15 protein-coding genes are annotated in these 19046 nt (G+C 61.1%); 3 read left to right on the forward strand and 12 right to left on the reverse strand.

Annotated elements, in window-relative coordinates; translation table 11 throughout:
* Window positions 1-10 precede the first annotated feature (10 nt).
* The 10 genes from HMPREF2975_RS04135 to rpsO form a co-directional block, all read right to left on the reverse strand.
* A complete protein-coding gene (locus HMPREF2975_RS04135) occupies window positions 11-955 on the reverse strand; it encodes a PfkB family carbohydrate kinase (protein ID WP_193599980.1) in 945 nt (314 codons plus the stop codon).
* A complete protein-coding gene (lysX, locus tag HMPREF2975_RS04140) occupies window positions 952-4338 on the reverse strand; it encodes a bifunctional lysylphosphatidylglycerol synthetase/lysine--tRNA ligase LysX (RefSeq protein ID WP_193599981.1) in 3387 nt (1128 codons plus the stop codon). Before lysX ends, HMPREF2975_RS04135 begins: the two co-directional genes overlap by 4 nt.
* Window positions 4335-6026, reverse strand: coding sequence for a ribonuclease J (locus tag HMPREF2975_RS04145; protein ID WP_070725933.1), 1692 nt, complete (start codon window positions 6024-6026; stop codon window positions 4335-4337). The genes lysX and HMPREF2975_RS04145 overlap by 4 nt, the downstream gene beginning before the upstream one ends.
* A gap of 71 nt (window positions 6027-6097) precedes the next feature.
* On the reverse strand, window positions 6098-6994 hold the full coding sequence (gene dapA, locus HMPREF2975_RS04150; protein ID WP_070725935.1) for a 4-hydroxy-tetrahydrodipicolinate synthase: 897 nt from the start codon (window positions 6992-6994) through the stop codon (window positions 6098-6100).
* A 43-nt stretch (window positions 6995-7037) separates the two neighbouring features.
* Window positions 7038-7694 carry a GNAT family N-acetyltransferase gene (locus HMPREF2975_RS04155; protein WP_070725937.1) on the reverse strand — a complete coding sequence of 219 codons (657 nt, stop codon included), beginning with the start codon at window positions 7692-7694 and terminating at the stop codon, window positions 7038-7040.
* Window positions 7691-8437, reverse strand: a complete 747-nt coding sequence (dapB, locus tag HMPREF2975_RS04160) for a 4-hydroxy-tetrahydrodipicolinate reductase (RefSeq protein WP_070725939.1) — start codon at window positions 8435-8437, stop codon at window positions 7691-7693. Before dapB ends, HMPREF2975_RS04155 begins: the two co-directional genes overlap by 4 nt.
* Before the next feature lie 34 nt (window positions 8438-8471).
* Window positions 8472-9746 (reverse strand): M16 family metallopeptidase, encoded by a 1275-nt coding sequence (locus HMPREF2975_RS04165; protein ID WP_070725979.1) that lies wholly within the window; start codon window positions 9744-9746, stop codon window positions 8472-8474.
* A gap of 65 nt (window positions 9747-9811) precedes the next feature.
* Window positions 9812-10504: a hypothetical protein gene (locus HMPREF2975_RS04170; protein WP_058236433.1), complete on the reverse strand. Its 693-nt coding sequence runs from the start codon at window positions 10502-10504 to the stop codon at window positions 9812-9814.
* A gap of 209 nt (window positions 10505-10713) precedes the next feature.
* On the reverse strand, window positions 10714-13134 hold the full coding sequence (locus HMPREF2975_RS04175) for a polyribonucleotide nucleotidyltransferase (RefSeq protein ID WP_058236432.1): 2421 nt from the start codon (window positions 13132-13134) through the stop codon (window positions 10714-10716).
* Window positions 13135-13323: 189 nt separating this feature from the next.
* Window positions 13324-13593: a 30S ribosomal protein S15 gene (gene rpsO / locus HMPREF2975_RS04180; RefSeq protein WP_058236431.1), complete on the reverse strand. Its 270-nt coding sequence runs from the start codon at window positions 13591-13593 to the stop codon at window positions 13324-13326.
* Window positions 13594-13823: 230 nt separating this feature from the next.
* Here rpsO and HMPREF2975_RS04185 point away from each other — a divergent pair, with 230 nt between their 5' ends.
* The 3 genes from HMPREF2975_RS04185 to HMPREF2975_RS04195 all read left to right on the forward strand — a co-directional run bounded on the left by HMPREF2975_RS04185 (window position 13824) and on the right by HMPREF2975_RS04195 (window position 17066).
* Window positions 13824-14396, forward strand: a complete 573-nt coding sequence (locus HMPREF2975_RS04185; RefSeq protein ID WP_070725941.1) for a YbaK/EbsC family protein — start codon at window positions 13824-13826, stop codon at window positions 14394-14396.
* Window positions 14397-14466: 70 nt separating this feature from the next.
* Window positions 14467-15771: a glycoside hydrolase family 1 protein gene (locus tag HMPREF2975_RS04190; protein WP_070725943.1), complete on the forward strand. Its 1305-nt coding sequence runs from the start codon at window positions 14467-14469 to the stop codon at window positions 15769-15771.
* Window positions 15768-17066 carry an MFS transporter gene (locus tag HMPREF2975_RS04195; protein ID WP_083314388.1) on the forward strand — a complete coding sequence of 433 codons (1299 nt, stop codon included), beginning with the start codon at window positions 15768-15770 and terminating at the stop codon, window positions 17064-17066. The genes HMPREF2975_RS04190 and HMPREF2975_RS04195 overlap by 4 nt, the downstream gene beginning before the upstream one ends.
* Window positions 17067-17103: 37 nt before the next feature.
* Here the strand turns inward: HMPREF2975_RS04195 and HMPREF2975_RS04200 are convergent, their stop codons facing one another.
* A complete protein-coding gene (locus HMPREF2975_RS04200) occupies window positions 17104-18093 on the reverse strand; it encodes a bifunctional riboflavin kinase/FAD synthetase (RefSeq protein ID WP_070725944.1) in 990 nt (329 codons plus the stop codon).
* A 3-nt stretch (window positions 18094-18096) separates the two neighbouring features.
* Window positions 18097-19044 (reverse strand): tRNA pseudouridine(55) synthase TruB, encoded by a 948-nt coding sequence (truB, locus tag HMPREF2975_RS04205; protein ID WP_070725946.1) that lies wholly within the window; start codon window positions 19042-19044, stop codon window positions 18097-18099.
* Between the last annotated feature and the right edge of the window lie 2 nt (window positions 19045-19046).

Raw genomic sequence — 19046 nt, forward strand, 5'->3', positions numbered from 1 at the left:
CCAGATCGCCTCACATGGAGTATTTCACGCGCTTTTCCCGCAGGACTTCCTCGATCTGGCTGCGCGTGGGCACCGGCAGAGCCGATTCATGTGAAATGGTCACCGCTGCCGCGGCGTTGGCAATGCGGCATGCTTCGATCAGGTCATGCCCCTCCAACAGTGCGGCCGACATGATCGCGATATGCGTATCGCCCACACCGACCGTGTCAACGGTGATGGAATCGAATGCGGGAATCTGCACGCGCGGCGAGTTCTCATCGACCTGCACTTCGCACCCCATCACGCCCAGGCGACGCACGATTGCGGCGTCGGGGCGTATGACATGTCGAATCGCAGTGCCAGGCTCAGTAGTTGCCAGAATCCGGCTCAACGTGGAGGCCTGGCGGATATTCATGGTCAGAACATCCACACGTTTCAGCAGTCGGCGCCACGCCCACACTGGTACCTGCTCCACAGCCGGTGACACGGAGACCACCAAAGTGACATCATCGGGCAGGTCTGCTCCCCATCCGGACAGGACGCGCGCACTGGACTCGTTGACCAGGTCAGCGCCACCGATATGGACAAGGTCCCCCTCCTGCAGCTCAATACGGTCGAGGGCGGCACGCGATGGTTCAGATTCAACGCCTGACGTAGCGACGGACGTGGTCGAGCCGTCGTTTTCCACCAACATGATGGCAGCGCCGATGTCGCCCACCAGTTCATCAGTCACGATCTGGACGCCAGCGTGGGCAAGCTGGCGGCGCACGGTGAAGGAGTTCGGTCCGGTTCCCAGTGGTGAGGCCAGCAGCGCGGGGATCCCGTAGGCTGCCACGGCTGACAGCGTGGTGAAACCACCTCCCGGTCGTGACATGGCGCTGTCTGCCCGCACGGATGTTCCCCGCTCGGGGATGTGATCAACGTGCAGCGGGAGCGACAGCACGATGGAATCTGTCGAGATGAAACGACCGGTCATGCCATTACCGTACCTTCTGTTCCTGCGTGAGTCATAGGACGCACATATGGGAACGCCAGAATCTGACGAATCGTGCTGCCGGTCAACAACATGACCAACCGATCCATTCCGATTCCCACACCTCCGGTCGGCACCAATCCCAGGTCGAGGTCATCGAGAAATGCCGTGTCGATGCTCATTGCCTCAGGGTCTCCCGCTGCTGCCGCCAGCGACTGTTCAACGAAACGTTCGCGCTGGTCAATAGGGTCTGTCAGCTCTGTGTAGGCCGTGCCTAACTCCATGCCAAAAGCCACCAGGTCCCACCGTTCGGCAAGACGGGGGTCGTCGCGATGTTTGCGGGTCAGTGGCGAAGAGGATGCTGGGAAGTCGCGGTAGAACGTCGGCTGAACCGTTTGCGCTTCAACTAGGTCATCGTAGAGTACCGCGATCAGTGTTCCGTGGTCGACAACGGGTGGTACGTCAATGCCGTGCGCGTGACAGAGGCCGATCAGCTCATCATCGTCCGAATCCGGTGTCACTGTGGTGTTCGTGGCAGCACTGATCGCCTCATGGACACCAATCACAGGCCACTCACCTGACAGGTCGTATTCGACCATGTCTACACCGTCGTAGCGGCACACCGTCTGCAATCCCTCGGTACCGAATGACCCTGCCGGCCGCAGACATACGCATTGTCCGTTGACTTCCAGGGCGCAGCGTTGGATGAGTTCCTGGGCCAGATGACGCATCGTTGTGTAGTCGCCGCCCGCTCGGTAGGCCTCCAGGGAGGTGAACTCGGGATTATGGGTCATGTCCGCCCCCTCGTTCCTGAAGGAGCGTCCCATTTCGAAAATGGCGTCCATACCCGCCACAGCCAGTCGCTTCAAGTACAGTTCGGGAGCTATCCGCAAGAATACGTTGGAACCATAGGCATTCAGGTGTGTAGTAAATGGCCGAGCGTTCGCCCCGCCCTTAATCGGATGCAGGATTGGCGTTTCCACTTCGGTAAATCCGTTGTGCGCCAGCACAGCGCGCGTAGTGGCCATCACGCGCGAGCGTTTGCGCAGAAGATCCACCGCAGTGGAGTCTGTCAACAGATGTGTCACACGCTGGCGGGAGCGGGTCTGAGCATCCAGCGTCGTGCCGTGGGCAGGCAGAGGACGCAGCGATTTTGCCGCCATCGTCCACGTTGCCACCCGCACCGTCGGCTCGCCAAAGCGTGTACGTCCTGGGTGCCCTGTTACTGCCACCGAGTCTCCGATGTCACACAGGCCCCACAGTTCGAACACTGCCGGTTCCGTCGTGGATTGTTCCAGCATGATCTGAATCGTCTGCCCGCCTCGGTCAAGGTCGGCGAAGATGATGCCGCCATGATCTCGGATGGCACGGATGCGCCCACCGGTAGTGACCTCGTCAGGGGACCAGGTATCATCGGCACACTGCCGCGCTTGAGCGCGCACCTGATCAGGGAGAAGCCCCAGCGACAGTGACGGGGGCCACGGTTCCATGCCGCTTTGGCGCAGACGCTCAGCCTTGGAGCGGCGGACGCGTTCTTGCTCCGTGAGTGCACGCTGCGGCACAACAGCCTGATGGGCTTCCTGCTCGATGGCGTGCACTGCCCGGCGGTGTTCGTCATCAATGCCCCATGACTGTCCATGGTCAATGTCAGCCCATACGGGCAGGAAACCCTCTAGTCCACCGGCTGCAGCCAGAACATGTGTGATTTCTGCGAACGTGCGATAGCACATATAACGAGGAAACCACTCGGGGCGGTAGCGGGAATTGGATTCATACAGGGACTCGAGCTGCCACCATTTGGATGCGGCGCGCATGATGCGCCGGAGCAGCCGGGCACGCCACGTGGCATCAACCGCCTCGCCCTCGCGAAAAATGCGACGGAACATCGCAAAGTTCAATGAGATCGCGTTGATCGGCCCGTCAGCGCAGTCCGTTATCAGGGCGACAATCATGGCTTCAATGATGCCGTTTGTCGCTGTAGCTGATCGACGCATCAGGTTCAGTGACAGCCCCGTATTGCCCCACGGCACGAATGTCAGGATTGCTTCGATAGTGCCGTCACCTGCGCGGGCAACGACTACTCGTGTGCGTGAATCCACCGGGTCGAACATGCGGTCCAGCGCCATGGAAAAGCCGCGTTCGTCGCCTCTGCGATACTCGTTGGCGACCCGTTCCAGGCAGCAGCGTTCCTCGGCGTCGATCTCTCCGAGCTGGCGGATCGAAATATCGATACCGGCGCGTGCCACTCGGCGAACCGCATGGGCAAGGTCTTTCATGTAGGGATCACGCAATTCGAAGTCGCGGACGTGGACGATTGCTTCATCCCCCATGGCTCGCACGGCAAACCCCTGCTGTCGGTAGGCACGCGCTCCTGATTCGGAGGCAGAAAGAACGGCCGGAATCCATCCGAAGCGGGCACAGCGCAGACGCCACTGCGCGATCGCGTTCTGCCATGATTGGGGATCACCCAGCGGGTCGCCGGCAGCCATGCAGACACCAAACAGAACCGAATAGGATACGCCGGCACGTTGATCTGTTGACAGCACCAGGGACCGGTCACCACGGGTTGCGAAGTACCCGAGCGAATCTGTTCCCCAACGGGCCAGCAGTTCGCGCGTTTTCAGGTCATCTCCGCAAGTGCGTCCCGGCGTTTTCTGCCCGCGCAGGAAGTAGGCCAGTGCCAACAGATAGATCAGCGCTGACCATAAAGACAACGCCAGTGCAAGGGGGCGCGGCCCTATCGGCTCGCTACCGTCGGTCAGTGTCAGCGACACGAAGCCCAGAGAACGCGAAATCACCCATCCGGGTCCAGCAGTGGTATGCGACCACGGTCCCCACGTCACCAGCACAATTCCCCACACGATCGAAGTGCCGATCCCTGTGATCAGAATGACCAAGGCACCGACGAGGGACCCGCGCACAATGTGCGAGGGAAACGAGGCCCGATAGTGCAACAGCGCCACCATCACGATGAGCGCCACGAGCGGCGAGATCAGTAAGGACGGCATATCCAGCCACACAGCGCTACCGTCCGCAACGAAAAGGATGATGAACAACACGGACGTGAGGGCGCCAATGATCTGGAAAAAGGCGATGGCCCATAGTACGACGCGTTTTCGTCGCGATGCGGCCAGCGCGATTGACCCACACACTACTGCTTCGAACAGGCCGGCACCCGACGGCAAGTTCAACGCGCTCGTGATCAACATGCCGATTTCAACGACGCGCGGAGCGATCAGGTGGATCAGCACCGACAGGAGGGACCAGATCATCGTAATGGCGTAAATGTCCGAGACGATGGTCGGTATTCTCAGCGCGCGGGCGGTGGCCTGCTCGCTGGCTGGTGGAAGCGGACTGCGTTTCGATGTGGACGGTGTTACGTTCACTGCTCGACCACGACAGGCACAATCATCGGGCGGCGACGCAGCTTGCGCGCCACCCACCTGCCCAGAACGCGCCGCATGGCCTGCTGCAGTTTGTAGGGATCCTGTCCTCCTGGCGCTGCTGCCTGGCGCAGTGCGTCATCCACATCAGGCAGGATCTCGTCGAAAACAGAATCGTCCTCAGCCATGCCGATCGCGCGGATCGTCGGCGGTGCGAGCACCATCCCTGAATCATGTTCCACCACGGCGTACACGCTGATGAACCCTTCGGCTCCCAGCGTGCGACGCGTCTCGAGTTCGTCGTCCGAAATTTCACCGATCGAGCGTCCGTCGACGTAGATGTATTCACATGGAACCGCGCCCACAACGCGCGCTTTCCCATCGATCAGGTCAACGACCACGCCGTCTTCAGCCAGCACGACATTTTCCGGGGAGACACCTGTCTTGACGGCCAGCTGTCCGTTGGCCACCAGGTGGCGGATCTCGCCGTGAATCGGCATGACGTTGGCGGGCTGCACGAGGTTGTAAGCGTAGATGAGTTCACCGGCAGAGGCGTGACCGGACACGTGAACCTTCGCATTGGCCTGGTGCACGACTTTTGCGCCCAGTCGAGTCAGGTCGTTGATGACCCGATAGACCGAGTTTTCATTGCCCGGGATCAGTGAGGAAGCGAACACCACAGTGTCGCCCGGTTCGATCGTGACGAATCGGTGCGATCCTACGCTCATGCGTGACAGCGCGGCCATCGGTTCGCCCTGCGAGCCGGTCGCCATGTAGACGCGCTGCTCTGGAGGCAGCTCCCCTATCATCGAGCGTTCGATCAGGACACCCTCGGGAATTGACAGGTAGCCTTTTTCTTCCGCGATGCGCATATTGCGTTCCATTGACCGTCCCACGAGGGCAACCCTGCGTCCACTGCGCGCCGCCGCATTGATGACCTGTTGGACGCGGTGCACGTGTGAGGCGAAGGAGGCCACAATGATCTGGCCGGTCGCATCTGAGAACACCTGGTTGAGGACGGGGCCGATTTCGCGTTCAGGAGTGATGAATCCTGGCACCTCGGCGTTTGTGGAGTCCACCATGAACAGGTCGACGCCTTCTTCGCCGAACCGGGCGAATGAACGCAGGTCGGTCAGGCGGTGGTCGAGGGGCAACTGGTCCATCTTGAAGTCGCCGGTCATCAGAACTTTGCCGGCGGGAGTGCGCACGAACACTGCGAGCGCATCCGGAATGGAGTGCGTCACCGCAATAAATTCCAGGCTGAACGGGCCGACCTCGGCAGTGTCATGTTCATCTACGACGTTCAGGGGTGGGTTCTCCAGGCGGTGCTCGCGCAACTTGGGCTCAACGAACGACAATGTCAGGTCCGACCCATAGATCGGGATGTCAGAGCGCAGTTTGAGCAGGTAGGGGACGGCGCCGATGTGATCTTCGTGGCCGTGGGTCAGTACCATCGCCTCCACATCGTCGAGGCGCTCCTCAATCCACGAGAAGTCAGGCAGAATCAGGTCAACACCTGGCTGACTTTCTTCGGGGAAGAGAACGCCGCAGTCGACAATGAGCAGCTTTCCGTCATATTCGAGGACGGTCATGTTGCGGCCGACCTCACCGAGACCACCGAGGGGCACGATCCGCAGGGCGCCCGCGGGTAGGGGTGCCGGTTCGGTTAAGTTTTCGTACAGGGACTTCATGGGGCAAGTGTCTCACGCATTGGACCGCGCTGAAAGCGGCGGCGCGCGTCCAGATGTTTTCCCACGCTATTTCACAGCAGGTTCATGCGTTCCATGACCTGACGCAGGCGCGTGAGCTCCTCATCAGATGCCGGCACGAGCGGCAGGCGGACGGCCGGTGTGTCGATGATTCCCTGCAGTGCCAGTGCGGCCTTCGCCATCACTGTCCCTTGTCCACCTCCCATGATGGCGTCGACCAGTGGGCGTAGTTCGAAGTGGATTTCGCGCGCTTCCCACACCTGGCTGTCATCCAGAAAATCAATCATCCGGCGGTACTGGGCGGCGGCAACGTGGGCAACCACTGAGATCAGTCCTGACGCGCCGGCCACCAGCCAGTTGAAGTTCTCACCGTCATCGCCTGAGTAGTATTCCAACCCTGTGCGATGCATACGTGCCGATCCTCGTTCCACCTGACCGGTCGCATCCTTCACGCCTTTGATGCGGTCGTATTGGGCCAGCTCATCGAGCGTCTCGTCGCTGAACGCCAGGCCGGTGCGCCCCGGAATGTCGTAGAGCATGATCGGCAGGTCGGTCGCGTCCATTATGGCGCGCACGTGCGCAATCAGTCCAGCCTGGGAAGGACGGTTGTAGTACGGGGAGACGACCAGCAGACAGTCAGCTCCGCATGCCTGCGCTCCTTCCGCGATGCGCACGGCGTGAGCAGTGTCGTTCGAGCATGCGCCGCACATGATGTGAGCGCGCTGCCCCACAGCTTCCTTGACAGCTCTGGTCAGTTCGTCCTTTTCAGGTTGGTGGGTGGTCGGTGATTCACCCGTCGTACCCGACAGAAGGATCGTGTCGCATCCGTCGCCGACCAGTTTGGTGGCCAGCCTGGCTGCTGCCTCGGCATCAAGTGAGCCATCCTGGTGAAAAGGGGTCACCAGTGCGGGGGCGAGGGATCCGAATGTACGTGACGGAAGATGTTTCATGTTTCACAGTCTAGGAGATGGCGTCACGAGGGGCCGCGTTGTTTCAGTTGGTGGATTCTGCAGGGTGGTCGCACCCTTCAGGGCCGCGAGCACCGGCACTGTCTGCTTGCGCATTCGGCCTGCCACCGCCACCTGATCCCGCGGAGTCGAGTCCTGCCCACCACAGGTGCTGCGTCATCGGCGTTCCTGCCACATCGAGCCGTCTGAGCAGCCCTGCCGGCGCAAAACCTGCTGACTGGAAGAATCTGACGCGCGCTTCATCGTTGGGGCTGATCCACACCTGGAGACTGCGGGCAGACAGCCCCGCTTCCCGCGCGGTATCCACAATCGCGGCCAGCATGCGGGAGGCGTGTCCAGAGCGCCTGAATCTCTCGTCCACGTCGAGGGCGGCCAGCTCAAGGCCGTCTGGAATATCAGGTGCCTTCGCATGGTCAATGTGATGGGACGGTGCCGGCTGCGCGACCACGAACCCGACAACGCGGCTGCCGTGCAGCGCCACCATTGTGGAGCATCCCGGCGGTGGTATGCGTGAGAGCGTGTCATTCCAGGCGCGCTGCACCTCCAGAGGCGAAACGTCGACGGATGCTCCCCCTACGGCGCGGGCAACGCTGCGTAGGGATGCGACCTGAATGGCAGCAATGTCGGCTGCATCCGGGGCGGTTGCGGGGCGTACTGAGACGCGGCTATCAGCGTTGCTCATAGTGTCATGAGCTGATCGACACCGACGGTCAAACCAGGCTGTTCGTGCACGTGACGGATAGCGAACAGGACGCCGGGCATGAACGATGCGCGGTCAAAGGAATCGGTGCGGATGACGAGCTGCTCGCCCTCGTTTCCCAGCAGGATTTCTTCATGTGCGACCAGTCCACGCAGCCGCACGGCGTGCACGGGGACACCGTCAATGACGCCGCCGCGAGTTCCTTCAGGGTCGGTGCGGGTCGCATCGGGCATCGGATCGCATCCTGCTTCGCGGCGGGCACGGGCAATCCCTTCAGCTGTGGCGCGAGCCGTGCCCGAGGGTGCGTCCACCTTGTTCGGATGGTGCATCTCGATCACTTCAGCCGATTCGAAGTACGGCGCGGCCATTTCGGCAAATTTCATCGCCAGAATTGCTGACATCGCAAAGTTCGGCGCGATGATGACGGATCTACCTGCGCGTTCGGCGTGCTCCGCGACGCGCCCGCGAGACTCATCGGTCCAGCCCGTTGTCCCCACCACGACGTTTACGCCGCAGTCCAGCAACGCATGCACATTATCTTCTGTCACGGCCGGAGCGGTGAAATCAACAGCGACCGTCGCCTGGTTGAGTGTGTCGGTGGTGATCTGGTCATCGACGTCAATGCGTGCAACGACTTCCATGTCTGGTGCTGCGCTGACGGCCTCAACGACGGTCGCACCCATGCGTCCTCGTGCACCAACGACTGCAACTCGCAGTGTGTTCATCTCTCCTCCTTCGCCGCGGTGGCCTGCGGCTGTCTTAGCTGCGCACGTTCGGCAGCACGACCGCGCGGCCCTGCTCGGCGTTGACCAGCTCAGCTGCCAGCGCTCGCACGTCTTCCTGGGTGACTGCGTTGATGCGGGCCAAGCCCTGATCGACCGTGAAATACGTGCCGGTCAGCTCGGCGTTACTCAGCCGGCCCATCCGTGACAGGTTATCTTCCAGCCCCAGGGCGATCGCGCCGCGCACGTGTCCACGTACCCGAACGATCTCTTCCTCGGTCGGCCCGTCAGAAGCCAGAGCCTGCAGTTGTTCGTTCATGAGCTGTTCAACCTGCTCCACGTGTGCGGGCGACGTGCCGGCATACATCCCGAATGCGCCGGCATTCGAGTAGCGCATGTTGAAGGCATATGTCGTGTAAGCCAGGCCGCGTTTTTCACGGATCTCCTGGAACAGGCGTGACGACATCGACCCGCCCAGGATAGACAGCAGTACTGACATCGCAGGGATGCGGTCATCACCGACCTGCAGCGCAGGGCATCCGACGATCACATGAGCCTGTTCGACGTCGCGGTGACGTTCCTGGACAGTGGGTTGTGCCAGCTGTGCCGGTGTTGTGTCACGCCTGGGAGCAGGTCCGAGGCCTCCCTCGTCCCCACGCCACCCTGCCCGGTCGAGCGAAGCAGCAACGAGGTCGACGATGTGGTCGTGTTCAACGTTTCCGGCAACGGAGACGATGAGGCGGTCTGGACCGTAATGGGACTGGTAGTGCTCCCACACGTCGTCACGGCTGACGGCTCGGATTGCTTCAGGAGTTCCGCCGACCGGTTTGCCCAGCGTTGTGTCACCGAAAACAGCGGCAGCGAATGCTTCGTGGACTGCATCGAGCGGTGAGTCCTTCGCCATCGCCAGTTCGTCAAGGATCACGCCTTTTTCCACGTCGAAGGCGTCGGGCACCAGCGATGAGGAGGTCACCATGTCGGTGAGGACACTCAGCGCCATATCCACATCCGCGTCACGCACCCGCGCATAGTACTGCGTGTGTTCCTTGTCGGTTTCCGCGTTTGTTTCACCGCCGACCGCGTCGAATGCGACCGCAATATCGAGCGCACTCATCGTTGGTGTGCCTTTGAACAGCAGGTGCTCCAGGAAGTGTGTGGCTCCAGCGTGAACAGGGCTTTCGTCGCGCGAGCCGACCGGCACACACAGCCCGATTGCCGCTGAGCGCGTGGCAGGGACGTGCTGAGTGATGATTCTGACGCCGCGTGGCAGGATCGTGCGCGTCACCGTCGTTTCATCATCGCTGACGGTCATTGACGAGGCCGCTGCCTGCGCGCCGCCGAGTGGAAGATCGATACCAGTTATGGTTGGTGCGGTCACTAACGAGATTCCTTTGGTGCATTCGTTGATGTGCCATTTGACGCGGATGGCGTAATTGACGAGTCGGGCAGGTCAAGCGGGTCGGCACCCTGGCGCGCCTGCTTCGACGTCATCTTGGAGCCTTCAGTTGCGGAGGCGCCGACAGGTGCGATGTCTTGTGGCGGATCGCTTTCCAGGCTCGAGCGAGACTTGAGCGGAGCCGTTGTGCGTGTTTTGGCGCTTGCCGTCTTGTCGTTGCGACTGGCTGAGGTGTCAGCGTTGGACTCCTTGGCGCTGGTGCCCAGGTGCTTTTCCGACGGGATGCCGCCGGTGAGTGCGATGATCAGAGCGATCAGAAGTGCGAGAGCCATGATGGCGAAGAACCACGTCATCCATCCGAATCCCACTTCAATACCCCATGCAGATGTTGCGGCGCTTGCGATTCCGACGATCACGGCGGCGGCAACCGTCATGCACAATGCCCACATATAGAAGCTGCGTGGTGACTGGCGGGTGATAGCGCGCGCAAAGCCGAGAACTGTGGCAACCAACAGAGCTGGGCAGGCGATGACAATGATGCTGCCGACCGTCATCGGTGCGACGTAGCCGGGGTCTGCGGTTTCAATGCCGCCGGTGGACATCAGTATCAGCCATGCCAGCGTATCCAAGACAAAAAGGGCGCCGAATAAGACCGGATCCGTGAAGCGCTTCATGAGCTGTCCTTTCGTTGGTTCGCAGCTGTGTTGCACGCGTCAGACTTAGCTTATGCCATTGAGCCGCGGCGCACCCGCCTGTGACCATACCGGCGTTGTTCGACGCAGGCCTTCGGCCAGCCCACGAAGAAGGCGCGGCACCCTCAGTCGGGTGCCGCGCCCTGCCGAGTCAGTGCTACTCAGCGCTCAGACTTATTCAGCGTTCTCACTTACTCAGCATCGTCGGAGGAGTCAGTGGAATCTGACTGATCCTTCGAGTCTGCGTCGTGAGAGCCGCCCTCGTCGTTATGATGACGACGGGTGCGGGTGCGCTGGCGACGCTCTCCACGGCCGCGTCCGCGACCGCGTCCGGAGCGCTCTGAACGATCATCCTGGTCCTTGTCGGACTGTCCGGACTTGTCCTTACGCGGTTCCGGCTCGAATTCAGCGGCCTCTCCGTCAACGACGGCATGCAGAGACAGCTTGCCACGGTCACCGATTTCAGCGATCTCAACCTCGATCTGCTGGCCCACCTGCAGCACGTCATCGACAGATTCGATGCGCTTGCCACCGACCAGGCGACGAACCTGCGAAATGTGCAGCAAACCGTCCTTGCCTGGCGTCAGGGAGACGAATGCGCCGAAGGATGTCGTCTTGACGACGGTGCCGACGAAGCGCTCACCCACCTCAGGCATCTGCGGGTTTGCGATCTGGTTAACCATGGTGCGTGCCGCTTCTGCAGAAGCACCATCGGAGGAAGAAATGAACACTGTGCCGTCATCTTCGATGACAACTTCAGCGCCTGTCTCGTCCTGAATCTGGTTGATCATCTTGCCCTTGGGTCCAATGACCTCACCGATCTTGTCGACCGGAACCTGGACGGTGATGATGCGAGGCGCGTTGGCGGACATCTCATCGGGGCCGTCGATCGCGTCGTGGATCAGCTTGAGGATCGCCAGGCGGGCATCGCGAGCCTGTGCGAGCGCGGAACGCAGGAGCTGTGAATCAATGCCGTCCAGCTTGGTGTCCAGCTGCAGAGCGGTGATGAATTCGCTGGTGCCCGCGACCTTGAAGTCCATGTCGCCGAAGCCGTCTTCTGCGCCGAGGATGTCGGTCAGGGTCACGGCCTTCTGCTCACCGTCAATTTCGCCGGTCATCAGGCCCATTGCGATACCGGCAACGGGTGCGCGCAGCGGCACGCCAGCCTGCAGCAGTGACAACGTTGAGGCACACACCGATCCCATTGAGGTGGAGCCGTTCGAGCCCAATGCCTCGGAGACCTGACGGATGGCGTAGGGGAATTCTTCGCGCGTGGGCAGAACCGGCTTGAGTGCGCGTTCAGCCAGGTCACCGTGACCGATTTCGCGGCGCTTCGGGGATCCGACGCGGCCGGTGTCACCGGTGGAGAATGGCGGGAAGTTGTACTGGTGCATGTAGCGCTTGGAGGTAATCGGGCTCAGGTTGTCGAGCTGCTGCTCCATGCGCAGCATGGCCAGCGTGGTCACACCCAGGATCTGGGTTTCGCCGCGCTGGAAGAGTGCTGAACCGTGGACGCGAGGCAGCAGACCGACCTCAGCGAACAGGGAGCGGATCTCGCGCGGATTACGGCCATCCATGCGGATGCCTTCACGCAGTGTGCGCTCACGAATCGTCTTCTTCTCCAAGGCGCGGAATGCAGCCTTGAGGTCCTTCTCGCCTTCAGGGAACTGTTCCTCAAGTGCTGCCAGAGCCTCGTCGCGCACAGCGTCAACGGCCTCGTCGCGGGCAAGTTTGCCTTCAGTCTTGAGGGCCTCGGCCAGCTTGTCACCCACCTGCTTTTCGAGGGCGTCGTACTCTTCGTCGGTGTAATCAAGGAAGAGCTCAAATTCGCCTGTTTCCTTGGAGGCCTTCTCCGCCACCTTCATCTGTGCTTCGCACAGCGCGCGAATGAATGGCTTAGCGGCTTCCAGGCCGTCGGCAACGACATCTTCAGTCGGCGCGGTGGCACCGTTTTGGATGAGTTCCCATTCGTTCTCGCCGCCTCCGGCTTCCACCATCATGATGGCCACGTCATCCGTGCCGTCCTCGTTGGTAACGATGCGGCCGGCGACCACGATGTTGAACACGGAGCGCTGCAGCTCGGACCAACGCGGGAATGCGACCCACTGGTCATCGATCAGAGCCAGGCGCGTACCACCGATCGGGCCAGTGAAGGGCAGGCCCGCGATCTGGGTGGACATCGACGCCGCGTTAATGGCGAGGACGTCGTATGCGTCATCGGGGTGAACCGCAAGAACGGTCTCAATGATCTGGACTTCGTTGCGCAGGCCCTTGACAAATCCGGGGCGCAGCGGGCGGTCGATGAGACGTGCAGCCAGAATGGCTTCAGTTCCGGCGCGGCCTTCGCGACGGAAGAATGATCCGGGGATGCGGCCAGCAGCGTAGGAACGCTCTTCCACGTCGACGGTCAACGGGAAGAAGTCGAACTGATCTTTGGGATTTTTCCCTGCGGTCGTGGTGGACAGGACGACTGTTTCGTCGTCGAGGTATGCCAGCGTTGAGCCGGCAGCTTGTTGCGCAAGCAGTCCGGTTTCAAAACGGACGGTGCGCTTACCGAATTTGCCATTGTCGATAATGGCTTCGGCAGCGGTGATTTCTTCGCCTTCCATCATGGGCGTGATACTCCATTTCTTGTTCTGGTCATGCGCCCGACGTCGGCCTTCGATCGAAGCCCACGGACCGGCATTTTCTGTTCATGCGTTCCGTAAGCCACTGTCGAAAACCGCTCGTTCAAGGCGCGCATTGTCGAGTCGGGATAGCAAAAGCGGCCCGGTTCCAGGTGGAGCCGGGCCGAGCTTTACTCAGCGACGCAAGCCAAGGCGGTCGATCAGTGAACGGTAGCGTTCAATATCGATGTCCGACAGGTATCCGAGGAGCCTGCGGCGACGACCAACCAGCAGCATCAATCCACGACGTGAGTGGTGATCGTGCGGGTGCGACTTGAAGTGCTCCGTCAGATCCTTGATTCGCTGGCTCAGCAGAGCAATCTGCACCTCGGGAGAGCCTGTGTCGCCCTCATGAGTTGCGTACTCAGCAATGATCTGGTCTTTAACATCTTTACTCAGCGGCACGTGTTCTCCTCAAATGTCTCGCTGCGCGGAGCATCGAAGCTTGTCTTCGTGCAATCCATCCCGCGGCCGATCTAACGGCGAATACAGGCTAACACGCTCCGCCCTCACTTCAGCCTGATCAGGGCGAAAATCACGCTGCGAGCGCGGTGAGATGGCGCACGTTCAGCTTTAATGTCTCATCATAAGAAATTCAGGTGGCGCCTGTTGATCAGGCAGGCTGAAATAACCATATGAGTATTGAATTGGATGGAACAGCGACATGGCTCCCTGCCCTCGAGCATCTCGATCTTCTCGCGGATCCTACCGCGAAGGCACTTCAGGAACTGGCCAAGCGCGAGCCGGAGCTGGCTGCGCAGGCCCTTGTAGCCGACATTGATCCAGACTACGCCGATACCGAGGCGATGACTGAGCACTACCAGATGAATCTGGCTTTGTCGTGTAACTGCGTCCTCATTGCTGGCAAACGCAGTGGTGAGGAGCGCGTGGCTGCCGCTGTCGTGCGCGCAACGACGCGAGCCGACGTCAACCATGTCATCAAGAAGACACTGGACGTGCGCAAGTGCTCGTTTTGGCCGCAGGACAAAGCAGTGGAAGCCTCCGGCATGGAATATGGCGGCATCACACCTGTGGGCGTGCCGCCACAGTGGCGCCTGCTGCTTGATCCACGCGTGATAGTCGACATGTGTGTCATCGGGTCAGGTCTGCGTCGCTCCAAGTTGGCGGTGCCCGGCGAGTTGCTGGCGGCCCTGCCCGGTGCCGAGGTGATAGAGGGACTCGCACAGCCGGTCAGCGAACAGGCCTGACGAGGCTCACATCCCATGCTGCTGTGAGCGACCACTCACATACGTGCTGTCGCCCTGCTAGCATCACGGTATGGATCCCGACGACGTGACCTTACCGACCAGACTGCATCTGGGCGTCGCCACGTCCTCCCTTCAGATCGAAGGCGGCGACACCCACAACGACTGGCATGACTGGGCTCAAAAGCCCGGCACTATCCGCGACAACTCCGACCCCGCTACTGCGGTCGACCACTGGCAGCATTGGCGCGAGGACATCGAACTGATGCGCAACTTTGGCATTCGCGACTACCGAATGTCCCTGGAGTGGGCGCGCATCGAACCCGAAGAAGGTGTCTTCGACACTGACGCCATTGCCCATTACCGACACGAGCTCGAAGCACTCGTCGAAGCAGGGATCCGACCCCTCGTGACGCTGCACCACTTCTCTAATCCGTGCTGGTTTGCCCAGCGAGGTGAATTCACCCGCCACGAGAACATCAACTGCTTCATGCGTTTCGTCTACCGGGTAGTACGCGAATTTCGCGACCTCGTCACCGACTGGGTGACGATCAACGAACCCAATGTCTATGTCACGCAGGCGCACCTGTTCCAGGAAGGTCCCCCGGCAGATGTATCGTGGCGCAGCGTGCGCGCCTGCCTGCGCCACCTCGCTCAGGCTCACTGCCGCGCCTACATGCTGATCCACCGGCTGCAACCAGAAGCGAAGGTCGGTTTCGCGCACCACATGCGTGTTTTTGTGCCGCGCGTCGCCTCGAACCCGTCGCACACGGTACTCACCCGCGTTGCCCGCTACGCGTTCCAGGACGCCATCGCACAGGCAATGCTGGTCGGTGAGTTTCCGGTCGCTCTCGGCACAAGTGGCGGAGTGAAACCGGGGCGCTACTACGACTTCCTGGGCATCAACTACTATTCGCGCAGCGCGATCGACAAGCTCGAAGATGGCACCATACCCGGTGCCCCTGTCAACGACCTGGGCTGGGAGGTCTACTCTGACGGCATCGTGGAGGTGACACGCGAACTGGCTGAGCGCTACAACGCACCCGTATGGATCACTGAAAACGGTACGTGCGACAACGGCGATGCAAACGCCGACGAATCATTCCGCTGCCGCTTCATCTGGGATCACCTGAATGCACTGGCGCACAGCGGCCTGCCCGTCGAGCGCTACTACCACTGGTGCTTTACCGACAACTGGGAGTGGAGCGAGGGAATGACAGCGCGCTTCGGCCTGGTCAGTGTGGATCCTGCCACCGGTCAGCGCACGTGCAAACCCTCCGCCCTCATGTACCGCGACATCATTCGCGAAGGCGCACTGACACCGGATCTTTACGACACCTACGTTGCCGGCCAGCGTTACCGGGAGGATCCGCAATGAGCACCGCATCTGACCAGACCCACCACCACGATCACTTCGTTGATCCTCATGCGCGACCACCCGTCACCAAAGGCTGGATCGGTCGCTACGGATTGGCTTACCTGGGCATCAACCTGGCGTGGGCGGGCCCCAGCCAGCTCCTCATCGCCAAGCAGGTCCTTGACTTCTTCGGAGACAACGGCAAAGAGCAGTACCTTGCGCTGATCATGGCGGTCGGCGGTGCGGCCTCCATTATCGCCACCGCATTGTGGGGATTTGCCACCGACTGGACGCGTTCGCGTTTTGGGCGTCGATCCCCGTGGGTGCTGATTGGCGCGGTAACATCAGCTGCCTTGCTGGTGTGGATGGGCGGGGCATCCTCGTTCGTCAGTTTGCTGATCGCGTGGACGCTGTTCCAGATCATGATCGCAAGCGCCGTGGGAGCGAGCCAGGCGATGGCACCCGACCGTGTTCCGACCAACCAGTACGGCACGGTTTCGGGCGTCATGGGTCTGACGTACACACTCGCCCTGGTCCTCGGCACGGCAATCGGCACGGTCTTCGATGTCGCGCCGGCCTACTGGATTTCCGCTGCAGTCGTGGTGGTCCTGGTCGTACAGTTCCTGGTTTTCTACCGCGAGGTCCCCACTGGCGAGGGCGTCTTCGCGATCTCACCGACCACACCTGCCGCGACCGATGACAGTGATGAGGATGCGAAGAAACCCGTCGGCGCTCAGGCGAATGCCGACCGTCCATATGCAGACTTTATCTGGGTGTTCATTGCGCGCATGGCTGTGACCCTGGGGAACGTGACGGCACTGTTCTACCTGTTCTACTACCTGAGAGATCGCATCAAGCTGGACGATCCAGATACGGGCGTGCTGATCCTGACCGGAATCTATGCGCTGGCCGTGGTGGTGTGCGCCGTGGTGGCCGGGTCGATTTCTGACAAGATGCACCGGCGCCTGATTTTCGTGGCCGGATCATCCGTTGGGGTTGCGGCCGCCTGCTTGATCATGGCGTGGGCGCACGCGTTCTGGGTGGTCATTATTGCCGCACTGGTACTCGGCATTTCGTGGGGCGTGTACATGGCGGTCGATCAGGCGCTGATCAACGAGGTACTGCCAATCCCCGCGCAACGCGGACGCGATGTCGGAATCATGAATATCGCGGTTGTCACGCCAAATGCGCTGGCACCGGTCGTGGCAGCGGGAGCCTTGTCATTCCTGGGCGGCTATGCGGGCCTGTATATCCTGTCCGGAGTGCTCGCACTGACCGGCGCACTCGTGATGTATCGGGTGAAGAACGTGGCGTGAGCAGCTTGCCTGGTGCCGAGCAGATGTCTGCTCTCAGTCAGTTGGCCGTCACAGCATCAGGATCCACGCGTCCTGACACGCCGATCCCCAGCACCAATGCTGTTTGCCGCAGATCATCATCCATCTGAGCCGTCAGAGCATCGACCGAGTCGAACGCCTGCATCGCACGGATGCGTTCCACGAAGTGCACCGCGATGCGCTCGCCATACAGGTTCAGGTCGGCGCGCCCCAGCACGTGCGCTTCAACGGTGCGCTTATCTCCACCGAACTGCGGGTTGGTGCCCACTGAAATCGCTGCCGGATAGAACTCACGCGCCGTCGTATTCGGCACCGAGCGCACGACCCATCCGGCATACACACCGTCCGCAGGCACCACACCGTCGATCCCCTCGGACAGATTGGCAGTCGGAAAACCGAGTTTGCGTCCGCGTTTGAATCCGTGCTGAACAACGCCACGCACTCGGTGCTGTCGGCCCAAAACATATGCCGCCTGAGCAACGTCACCCTCGTCAAGTAGTTCACGAACCCAGGACGATGACCAGCGCCGACCTTGCGGGCTGATGATGTCAGCGACCATCACCACATCAAAGCCGTATTCTCTGCCCAGTTCACGCAAGGTTTCGACCGTGCCGGCGTTGTCTTTGCCGAAGCGGAAATCCTTACCAACCACAACTTCCACAGCACCCAGTACCTCAACGAGCGTGAGCTGGACGAACTCGCGCGCCGTCAGCGAATAGAAGGAGCGGTCATAGTGGATGACAAGCGTGTGATCGAGGCCGGCAGCATCCATCGCGCTCAGGCGATCTTCCAGTGGGCTGATCAGCTGCATATGCGAGTCGGGCTGGTGGACTTGCCGGGGGTGCGGGTCAAAGGTGCAGGCCACTGCCGCCACCCCACGTTTGCGCGCACGGTCCACGCAGGCGGAGATCACACGCCGATGACCGCGGTGCATACCATCGAAGTTGCCGATGGTCACCACGGAGGCGAAATCTCGTGGCACTTGGTCAATTGACGTCCACACCTGCATGTCTTACCACACCCTTATCGTGCGCAGAGCACCGTTTTGTACCTTCACCAGGCCTAAACACCGGCCTTCACAATACACGCCGATCGGCTGGTCCACATTCATATCAGCCAGCTGCGCGCCGCTGCGTTCAGGCGGATTCCCGTGAGCAAAGCGCGCGGCCTCCTCCTGAGAAATCTCAAGGGTGTCAAAGAGTCTGCTGACGGCCTCACCAATGGGAATGATCGGCACGTCGGCTCCTTCAGCGCACAGCGCTTCAAGCCGATCCAGTGGCGCAGCATCGTGCAGGGTGAATGCCCCGGCCTGCAGCCGGCGCAAAGCAGTCAGGTGTGCAGCTGTGCCGAGCTGTTCGGCAATGTCGCGGGCAATGGCTCGCACGTAGGTGCCGGCCGAACATTCAACGTGAATATCACAGTCCACCACCGGCACGCCTGCCTCCGCTGCGGTCGGGCGGAGCGGCCCAGTCAGGTCAATCGCGCTGATATGAACCTCGCGCGGAGGGATGTGGACGTCTTCTCCTTCGCGCACCAGAGCGTGCGCACGCTTCCCACCGATCTTGATGGCAGAGACGGCAGAGGGCACCTGCCACCCACGTTCACGCACCACACGGGCAGCGTCGGCCACCTGATCGGCTGTCACATCGCTGGCTCCTGGGCACTCCGTGACCTGCCCATCTGCGTCCTCGCTGGTTGTCCCGATTCCCAGACGCATGGTGGCGTCATAGGTCTTCGTACTGGCGCTCAGGTAGGTGAGCAGCCGCGTCGCTTTGCCGATACCGATCACCAACACACCGGTCGCCATCGGGTCGAGCGTGCCGGCGTGCCCGACTTTACGGGTGTGCGCCAGTCGTCGCACACGGCTCACCACGTCATGACTGGTCATCCCCTGGGGCTTGTCAACGATCAGAATTCCCGAGGGTGGCTGTGGCTTCTGCTTCGAATCGGTAGGTGTCATGG

Origin of the sequence: Actinomyces sp. HMSC065F12 (assembly GCF_001814535.1) — a bacterium.
Lineage (GTDB): Bacteria > Actinomycetota > Actinomycetes > Actinomycetales > Actinomycetaceae > Pauljensenia > Pauljensenia radingae_A.

What these genes read in the sequence shown, in the direction of transcription:
- HMPREF2975_RS04135 (WP_193599980.1), bottom strand. Translation starts at nt 955, where the DNA reads ATGACCGGTCGTTTCATCTCGACAGATTCCATCGTGCTGTCGCTCCCG.
- HMPREF2975_RS04145 (WP_070725933.1), bottom strand. Translation starts at nt 6,026, where the DNA reads ATGAAGTCCCTGTACGAAAACTTAACCGAACCGGCACCCCTACCCGCG.
- dapA (WP_070725935.1), bottom strand. Translation starts at nt 6,994, where the DNA reads ATGAAACATCTTCCGTCACGTACATTCGGATCCCTCGCCCCCGCACTG.
- HMPREF2975_RS04155 (WP_070725937.1), bottom strand. Translation starts at nt 7,694, where the DNA reads ATGAGCAACGCTGATAGCCGCGTCTCAGTACGCCCCGCAACCGCCCCG.
- dapB (WP_070725939.1), bottom strand. Translation starts at nt 8,437, where the DNA reads ATGAACACACTGCGAGTTGCAGTCGTTGGTGCACGAGGACGCATGGGT.
- HMPREF2975_RS04165 (WP_070725979.1), bottom strand. Translation starts at nt 9,746, where the DNA reads ATGACCGTCAGCGATGATGAAACGACGGTGACGCGCACGATCCTGCCA.
- HMPREF2975_RS04170 (WP_058236433.1), bottom strand. Translation starts at nt 10,504, where the DNA reads ATGAAGCGCTTCACGGATCCGGTCTTATTCGGCGCCCTTTTTGTCTTG.
- HMPREF2975_RS04175 (WP_058236432.1), bottom strand. Translation starts at nt 13,134, where the DNA reads ATGATGGAAGGCGAAGAAATCACCGCTGCCGAAGCCATTATCGACAAT.
- HMPREF2975_RS04185 (WP_070725941.1), top strand. Translation starts at nt 13,824, where the DNA reads ATGAGTATTGAATTGGATGGAACAGCGACATGGCTCCCTGCCCTCGAG.
- HMPREF2975_RS04190 (WP_070725943.1), top strand. Translation starts at nt 14,467, where the DNA reads ATGGATCCCGACGACGTGACCTTACCGACCAGACTGCATCTGGGCGTC.
- HMPREF2975_RS04195 (WP_083314388.1), top strand. Translation starts at nt 15,768, where the DNA reads ATGAGCACCGCATCTGACCAGACCCACCACCACGATCACTTCGTTGAT.
- HMPREF2975_RS04200 (WP_070725944.1), bottom strand. Translation starts at nt 18,093, where the DNA reads ATGCAGGTGTGGACGTCAATTGACCAAGTGCCACGAGATTTCGCCTCC.
- truB (WP_070725946.1), bottom strand. Translation starts at nt 19,044, where the DNA reads ATGACACCTACCGATTCGAAGCAGAAGCCACAGCCACCCTCGGGAATT.